Here is a 7,821-nt window from a genome sequence, read left to right on the forward strand (position 1 = left end):
ATATGATTCACGTATCATCCTCGCCCGAGCCGCGCCTTCTCGATTCGGTGGAGCTGCGCCACCTTCGCTACTTCGTCGCCGTGGCGGAGGAGCTGCACTTCGGGCGCGCGGCGAGGCGGCTGCACATGGCGCAGCCGCCGCTCAGCCAGCAGATCGCGCGGCTGGAGTCGCTGGTGGGGTATTCGCTCTTCGAGCGCAGGCCGCGCGTGGCGCTCACCGAGCCGGGGAAGGTGCTGCTGGCCGTCGCGCGCCGCACGCTCGCCCAGGTGGCGCAGGGGATCGACTCAACGCGCCGCGCCGGCCGCGGCGAGAGCGGCGTGCTCACGATCGGCTTCGCCGCGTCGGCGATGCTGACGGCGCTGCCGCGCGTCTTCCACGCCTTTCGCGACCGCTACCCCGCCGTGGAGCTGCGCCTGCGCGAGATGTCCACCAGCGCGCAGCGGGACGCCATCGTAGCGGGCTTCCTGGATGCCGGCTTCCTGCGCGAGCCTCCCGCCGACGCATCGCTCCTGGCCGAGCCGGTGGTGCGGGAGCCGTTCGTGGCCGTCCTCCCGCCCGGCCACGCGCGCGCGGACGAGGCCGTGCTCCCGCTGGGCGCGCTCGCGGACGAGCCGTTCGTCCTCTTTCCGCGCACCGTGGCGCCCACGCTGTACGACCAGGTGCTGGGCCTCTGCCGCGATGCCGGCTTCCATCCCAAGCAGGTGCAGGAAGCGCAGGAGTGGCTCACCATCGTGTCGCTGGTGGATGCGGGGCTGGGCGTATCGCTCGTCCCGGCCTCCTTCCGGCGCCTGGGCTGGGGCGGCCTGTCGTACCACCCGCTCGACCGCGACGGGGGCCGCACCACCATCGCCCTCGTCCGCCGCCGTGAGGAGCCGCCGCCCGTCCTCGCCGCCTTCATCGACATCACCCACGAGCACTTCGCGGCGTTGACGGGCTAACGCGGCGCTTCGGCCATCCGACGAGTTGCTTGCGCCGGGCGATGCGCACGTTCAATCTTCCGCACCCCTCCCATCCCCACCCCTCTCGCGGAGCTCCCGTGCCCCCCTTCGTCCGCAGCATCCTCGCGATCGTCGTCGGCTTCCTCTTCATCGGCGCGCTCGCGGGCGGTACCGGCGCCGCATTGTCCTCGGCCGGGATCCTGCCGGCCGGAGAGTCGATGACCGACCCCGCCCTGGTCCTCTTGGAGGCGGCGTACGTGGCCGTCTTCGCCATCGCGGGATGCTGGCTGGCCGCGTGGCTCGCTCCCAACCGCCCGATGCGCCACGCGCTGATCCTCGGCTTCCTCGGCTTGGTCTTCAACGTGATCGGCGCGGTCGCCACCTGGGGCCAGCGCCCTGCCTGGGCCATCGCGCTGAACCTGGCGCTCGTGATGCCCTACGCCTGGCTCGGCGGCCGCCTGCGCGAGCAGCAGCTCGAGCGCGCGCACATCCCCGCCGCCTGATCCCCCCCCTTTGTTTTGTCATCCTGAGAGAGCCGCCCCGGTGCCCCGTGTACACCGTACTCCCTGCGGCGAACGAAGGATCTAGCCGGCGAGGCACGAGGACCGCGTGCAACCACGAGCCTCCTGCCGCGCGCAGTAGATCCTTCGCTACGCGCCAGAGTATTGAGCACGGGCGAGGACGGAGCGGCGCGTCGCTCAGGATGACAAAAAAGGGAGGGCGCCCGCGCCTAGCGAGCCCACTTCAGTGGGCTTCCCGTCGTTCCAGCCGGGGGCTTTAGCCCCCGGCGACGCGCCCCCGGCGATGCGTGCCCGGCGATGCGTGCCCGGCGATGCGTGCCCGGCTGTGCGTGCCCCGCGACGTTTACCCGGCGACTCAACCCCCGCGCACCTCAACCCCCGGCGACGTGGGCCTCGGCGCCACCCCCGCCCGGCAGCGGAATCTCAAAACAGCAGCGCGGCCGCTCACCCTTCTGGCACTGCTCGCGCACCGGCACGCCGATCAGCTCGGTGAGCAGCGTCTCCGCCAGGCGGCACACGCCGGGGTTGCCGGGCACCACCGCCGCGAGCGGGCAGCTGTAGCCGCGGATCACCACGGTCCCCTCTCCCTCCTCGATGTCCGCCACGCCCCCCAGCTCCCCGAGCACCCCGTACGCCGCCTCGATCCGCATGCGGATGTCCTGACCCTGCTCTCCGCGCCCCGCGGCCGCGCGCCGCCCCACCTCGCGAAGCAGCTCTTCCGTCTCCTCCGCCCCCAGCCGCTCCCCCAGCACGCCCAGCAGCAGTCCGAGCACCGGCGCGTACGCCTTGGGAAGCAGCCCGTCCGCCTCGGGCGTGAGAGTGTAGACGAACGCCGGCTTCCCCACGGAGCGCCGGCCCGTGCTCCGTTCCTGCTTCACCAGCCCGTCGCGCTCCAGCGCGGAAAGGTGCGAGCGGACGGCGTTGTCCGTGAGCCCCAGCTCGTCGGCCAGCTCGTTCACCGTCCGGGCCGAACGGCGGAGGAGCCCCACGATCTGCCCGCGGGTGCTGGCAAGGAGCCGCTCGATCCACTGGGTCGCCTGCATCCCGCACCCCCTCAATACGTTAGGTCGCCGCCGCCTCGCTGCGGAGTTTAACAGGGATGCACGCGTTTGTCCAATAAGTCAAATAAACCATTGACATATATATGAGGCCCTCGTAGACTCTGCTTCATGCAGGAGATCATTCCACCTACGCGGGGAGAAGACGATGAACGGGAAGACCATGCTGCCGCTCCTGGCCCTGGCCGCGCTCGCCGCCTGCGGCGGGGGCGACGATGCGAAGAACGACAGCGCGAACGCCGCCGCAACCGACACGGCGACTACCTCCACGGCGCCGGCCGCGCCCGCCGCACCCGCCTCGGCCGCACCGACCGTGACGGACCCGCAGATCGCGGACATCGTGGTCGCCGCGAACCAGGTGGACATCGACGCCGGCGAGCTGGCGAAGACGAAGTCCACGAGCGCGCCGGTCAAGGAGTTCGCGCAGCGGATGATCACCGACCACAGCGGCGTCAACAAGGCGGCGAGCGACCTGGTCGGCAAGCTGGGCGTGACGCCGGAGTCGAATCCCACCAGCCAGGGGCTTCGCGACGGCGGCACCAAGAACCTGGGCGAGCTGCGCGGCAAGAGCGGCGCGGAGTTCGACCGGGCGTACGTGGACCACGAAGTCGCCTACCACCAGGCGGTGCTCGACGCGATCGACCAGACGCTGATCCCCAACGCGCAGAACGCCGAACTCAAGGCCCTCCTCCAGCAGACGCGCCCCGCGGTCGCCGCGCACCTCGAGCACGCGAAGCAGCTGCAATCGTCGCTCGGAAAGAGCTGATGCGCAGGAGTCGCTTCGCGGCCGCTGTTGTGATGGCGGCGCTGGCCGGCTGCGGCGGCGGGGCGGGGAAGCCGCGGGCGCACGCCGTCGCCATCCGCGGCTTCCAGTTCGCGCCCGCGGAGCTGACCGTGGCCGTGGGCGACACGGTGGTGTGGACCAACGAAGACGTGGTTCCCCACACCGCCACCGCCAGCGGCGCATGGGACACCGGGAGCATCGCCGCGCGCCAGACGGGACGCGTGGTGATCGCCACAAAGGGGACGCATCGCTACGTGTGCGCCTTCCACCCGGGGATGCAGGCCCGGGTGGAAGCGCGGTGACGGAGAAAACGAGGCGGGCGCGGCATGCAGCCGCGCCCGCTCACCGTCATCCATCCAACCGCGCCACTACCTGGCCGCGCGCTTCCTGTGCGCCACCACCGACATCGAAACGGTGCCGAACACGGTGGTGAATGGTCCGCCCTCATCGAGAGATATCGAGCGGCGCTCGCCACGCCCGACTCCCAGCGAGATCGCGGGGATGAACGACATCGTCTCCCCCTCGAACAGGACGCCGGCGCCCGGCACGAACGCCAGCATGTGCCCGGGATTCGCGCCGTTGGGCGAGTTGCCGGTGTGGAGGAAGAGCGTGGGGTTGAGGAGGAGGCGCTTCCCATCCCCCAGCGGCCGGTCGAAGCGCGCGAAGAGCTGGTGCTCGGTCCAGCTCTGCACCGGCACGCCGACGCGCACCCCCGCGCCCCACGGGTTTTGCTCCGCGCGATTGAGCTGCACGTAGCCCTCCAGGTACGGATAGAGGATCCCGCTGACCCCCCCGCCCACACTGAACGGCGTCCGCCCCGACGTGCTCCCGAACGCCACCCCGCCATCCACGCTCGCGAGGACGCGGTTGCAGTCTGACGAGCAATCCAGCCCCCAGAACCAGGCCGCATCATCGCCCGGCGCCGTCGTGACCGTCCCCTGCAGCGCGAGCGCCGGCCCCCGATGCACCTCCGCCGAGCGCACCGAGTTGAACGACGTGCACGCGCCCAACGTAAAAAGCGCCGCCACGAGAAGAATCCGCTGAGACACGACTATCTCGATTGCGAGTCAGTACGAACTGCATGGCTCACGCGGAGGCGCGGAGACGCTGAGAGAAGAAAAGAAGGCCGCTGCAGTTCTCTCTCTGCGTCTCCGCGTCTCCGCGTGAAACCCGCAGTTGCTGTTCAGAGTGTGTGAAACCGCGCCTTGATCTCGTCCACCAGCGTGTGAAAGCCGGGCCGCGTGCGGATGTCCGGATGCCATGCCAGGTCGCGCTCGATCAGGTCGATCACCTCCACGATGCGCGCGCCGGGAATGATGGCGCCGCCGGGCTCGCGGTCGCGCCCCATCAGCCAGATGGTGTCGCACACCGCTACCGCCGCGGTCACGTCGTGCGTCACCAGGATGATGGTGTTCTCCTCGTGGCGCTTGCTGACCTCCACCAGTAGCTCCTGCACCTTTTCCTGCGCGATCACGTCGAGGCCGGAGAACGGCTCGTCCATCACCAGGTAGTGCTCCGAGCAGAGAAGCTGCTGCGCGATCGCCACGCGCTGCCGCTGCCCGCCGGAGAGCTGCATCGGGTACTTCTCCGCGTGCGCCGTCAGCCCGAAGCGCTCCAGGTAATCCATCGCCCGCGACTTCGCGTCGGCGGACGACATCCCGGCCTGCTTCCCCGCGATCAGCAGGTTGCCGAGCACGGTGCGGTGCTCGAAGAGGACGTAGTTCTGCGTCACCACCCCCACCAGCCCCGGGTTGGCGGGCACGCCGGCCTCGCCGATGCGCACCGTCCCCTCGTCGGGGTCAACGAGGCCAGCCAGGATCTTGAAGAGCGTCGTCTTGCCGACGCCGGAGGGGCCCAGCAGCCCCACGATCTGCCCCTGCGACATCCCAGGGCGCACCACGTCGCGGATCTGCGCCGACAGGTCGCGCAGGATGGGGACGCCGTTGCGGACGAAGTTGACTCCCTGGATGTCGAGCAGGATGCCGCGGCGCTCGTACACGTGCGTGGTCATCGGCGCACCGTGGTGAGGGCGGCGTGGGGCACCAGCGTCGCCTTGAGCCACGCCAGCACGGCGTCCTGGGCGAAGCCGGCCACCAGGAAGACGCCCTGCACCGCGAAGATGGCGGCCAGGTTGAAGTGCTTGTTCTGGTCCATCAGCAGCGCCCCGATCCCGCCCTCGCTGCGCGAGATTCCCTCCACCATGGTGAGCATCATCCACCCGATGGCGGCGTTCTGGCGCATGACGTCGAGCGTGGTGCCCATCTGCCCCAGCACGATCACCTCCCAGACGGTGCGCCACTCGCCCATGCGCAGCGTGCGCGCGTGGTCCAGCTTCTCGGTGGGCACCTGCGCCACCACGTCCACCATGGAGGTGAGAAAGAAGGCGGTGATCCCGAACACCAGGAGCCCCACCTTGAGCGCGTGGCCGCCGCTCAGCATCATCGTGAAGATGAAGGTGAGCCCCACCAGCGACAGGAAGCGCGCGCGGGTGAGCGCCATCACGATGGGCCGCACCGCCGGCACCACCGTGGCGTACGCCAGCCCCATCGACAGGATGGACGCGATCAGGAGCGACTCGCCAAAGAGCACCAGCGAAGTCCAGAGCTCGCCGATGAGCCCCTGGCTGGCGGTCAGCTCGCTGAACGCCCTGAGCACGCGCGCCGGCGACGGGAAGTACGCGGGCGCCAGGAGCCACGCCATGAACACGAGCAGCGTCCACATGGCGACCAGGAGCCAGTATGCTCCGGGCGCGATCCAGCGGTTGGGCCGCAGTGCGGGACCAAGGGAGGGCATTGGGGGATGGCTTGGGTGTAAGGGGTAAGGTCGGTGGGGAAGTGCGTGAGTGCGTGAGTGCGTGAGTGCGTAGGGACGCGATTCGTCGCGGCCACCCTCTGCGTTCCTCGACCTCCGCGCCGCGCACCGAATCTCGTAGGGGCGGACCTGCGTGTCCGCCCACCGCCTGCGGATCCCCGGCGCGTCCGCCATACCAGCGCGAATGAATTCGCCGCACGCAGGGTGCGGCGCGCGATCCCCGTCCTCTTGTCATCCTGAGGGAGCCGCCCCGCCGAACTCCGCGAAGCACTCCGAACTCCCTGCGGCGACCGAAGGATCTAGCCGGAGCAGGGCCGGGGTCGGCGCTTCACCCCGAGCCCCGCACAACGCGCAGTAGATCCTTCGCTCCGCGCCAGAGTGTGGAGTACGGGTAAGGACGGAGCGGCGCGTCGCTCAGGATGACAAAGAGTATGGGGCGCCTGCACCCCGAGTCCGCGCAGGCGGCGTTCGTGTTTTTCCAGCGGCGAATTCATTCGCTCCTGGAACCGCGCCCGGGGCCGCACCACACCCGCCCCGGGCGCACTAACGCACTAACGCACTAACGCACTTCCGTCCTTCAGTTCCCGATCACGACCTCGACCCGCCGATTCGCCGACCGGCCTTCCTCGGTCCGGTTCGACTCCACCGGCTCCGTGGCGCCGTGGGCGAAGATGCGGACGCGGCCCTGCGGGAAGGTGCTCGCCGACCGGCCCTCCAGGTACTTCTTCACCGCCATCGCGCGGTCCTCGGACAGCTGCTGGTTGGCCTCGGCCGTGCCGGTGTTGTCCGTGTGGCCGTGCACCTCCACCGCCAGCGAGTTGATCGACAGGTTGTCGAACAGCTCCTGCAGCTCGCGCTCGCCCTCGGGCGACAGCTCGGCCGAGCCGGTGCGGAAGGTGATCTTGTAGCCGCGGCGGCCCACCACGCGCGTCACCTTTTCGTTGGTCGGCGTGTAGGTGGGCGCCTCCGCCTTGCCCACCGCCTCGCCCGACGCGCCGGCGCGCTCCGAAGCCAGCCGCAGGTACGACACGTCCAGGATCGAGTCGACCGGCGGGACGCGGGGCACCAGCTTGGGGTACTGCTGCGTCACGATCTTGCCGAACACCGTGTAGGTGGCGCGGAAGCGCGACGTCTCCGGCGAGCTGCCCGGCGCCAGGCCGAAGAGGAGGAGGTTGTCGGCCAGGTTGTTGGCCTTGGAACCGCCCAGCTCCACCGGCTGCCCCGTCTTGTCGGGCTCGGTGACGCCGCGGTAGTACTTCTCCCAGTACGCCGCGTCGGCCCCCTTCTCCTGGTAGATCTCCTGCGAGATCTCGGCGGCGCGGCGCAGCGCGCGCGGGTGCTGCAGCACCTGGTCGCCGCCGGCCATGAAGGCCGAGAGCATCTTGACCACCGTCTCGCGGTTCTGCTGGTTCCACTTGCGGATGCCGATGATGACGTGCGGCATCTGCGACGAGTACTCCTTGGTGGAGACCACCGAGACCAGCCCGCCGCGCCCCTGCGCCGCCGTCACGTCGGCCGGCGTCCAGGTGACGATGCCGTCCACGCACACCCGCTTCGTGTCGCCGGTGAGCTTGCCGTCCTGCACCACCTTGCGGTCCTCGCAGTAGCCCGAGACGTACTTCTCGGCCGCGTCCACGTACGAGGAGGTGTTGATCCAGTTGACCGCCTGCGGATCGTAGGTGGTCTCGTCCGGGTTGTTGGGGATGGCG

At 69.9% G+C, this 7,821-nt stretch carries 9 protein-coding genes; 4 read left to right on the forward strand and 5 right to left on the reverse strand.

Features of this window, described 5'->3' with window-relative positions; genetic code table 11:
- Window positions 1–2: 2 nt before the first annotated feature.
- The gene (locus tag VF647_01325; protein ID HEX8450701.1) at window positions 3–938 is read left to right on the forward strand and encodes a LysR family transcriptional regulator; all 936 of its coding nucleotides are present in this window, start codon (window positions 3–5) and stop codon (window positions 936–938) included.
- Between the two features lie 98 nt (window positions 939–1,036).
- Complete coding sequence (locus VF647_01330; protein HEX8450702.1) at window positions 1,037–1,441, forward strand: hypothetical protein; 405 nt, start codon at window positions 1,037–1,039, stop codon at window positions 1,439–1,441.
- A gap of 389 nt (window positions 1,442–1,830) precedes the next feature.
- Here the strand turns inward: VF647_01330 and VF647_01335 are convergent, their stop codons facing one another.
- The gene (locus VF647_01335; GenBank protein ID HEX8450703.1) at window positions 1,831–2,502 is read right to left on the reverse strand and encodes an ArsR family transcriptional regulator; all 672 of its coding nucleotides are present in this window, start codon (window positions 2,500–2,502) and stop codon (window positions 1,831–1,833) included.
- A 163-nt stretch (window positions 2,503–2,665) separates the two neighbouring features.
- Between VF647_01335 and VF647_01340 the strand changes: the two genes are divergently transcribed.
- Both VF647_01340 and VF647_01345 read left to right on the forward strand, forming a co-directional pair.
- On the forward strand, window positions 2,666–3,283 hold the full coding sequence (locus VF647_01340; protein HEX8450704.1) for a DUF4142 domain-containing protein: 618 nt from the start codon (window positions 2,666–2,668) through the stop codon (window positions 3,281–3,283).
- Window positions 3,283–3,603, forward strand: coding sequence for a cupredoxin family copper-binding protein (locus VF647_01345; GenBank protein ID HEX8450705.1), 321 nt, complete (start codon window positions 3,283–3,285; stop codon window positions 3,601–3,603). The genes VF647_01340 and VF647_01345 overlap by 1 nt, the downstream gene beginning before the upstream one ends.
- 66 nt (window positions 3,604–3,669) lie before the next feature.
- Here the strand turns inward: VF647_01345 and VF647_01350 are convergent, their stop codons facing one another.
- The 4 genes from VF647_01350 to VF647_01365 all read right to left on the reverse strand — a co-directional run.
- Window positions 3,670–4,350 (reverse strand): hypothetical protein, encoded by a 681-nt coding sequence (locus VF647_01350; protein ID HEX8450706.1) that lies wholly within the window; start codon window positions 4,348–4,350, stop codon window positions 3,670–3,672.
- 134 nt (window positions 4,351–4,484) lie between these two features.
- Window positions 4,485–5,312, reverse strand: coding sequence for an ABC transporter ATP-binding protein (locus VF647_01355; protein ID HEX8450707.1), 828 nt, complete (start codon window positions 5,310–5,312; stop codon window positions 4,485–4,487).
- The gene (locus VF647_01360) at window positions 5,309–6,094 is read right to left on the reverse strand and encodes a hypothetical protein (protein ID HEX8450708.1); all 786 of its coding nucleotides are present in this window, start codon (window positions 6,092–6,094) and stop codon (window positions 5,309–5,311) included. The genes VF647_01355 and VF647_01360 overlap by 4 nt, the downstream gene beginning before the upstream one ends.
- A gap of 595 nt (window positions 6,095–6,689) precedes the next feature.
- Window positions 6,690–7,821, reverse strand: a 1,132-nt coding sequence (locus tag VF647_01365) for an OmpA family protein (GenBank protein ID HEX8450709.1), incomplete at its 5' end; no start/stop codon positions are given.

Origin of the sequence: Longimicrobium sp., assembly GCA_036387335.1 — a bacterium.
In the GTDB taxonomy this organism is placed as follows: Bacteria; Gemmatimonadota; Gemmatimonadetes; order Longimicrobiales; family Longimicrobiaceae; genus Longimicrobium.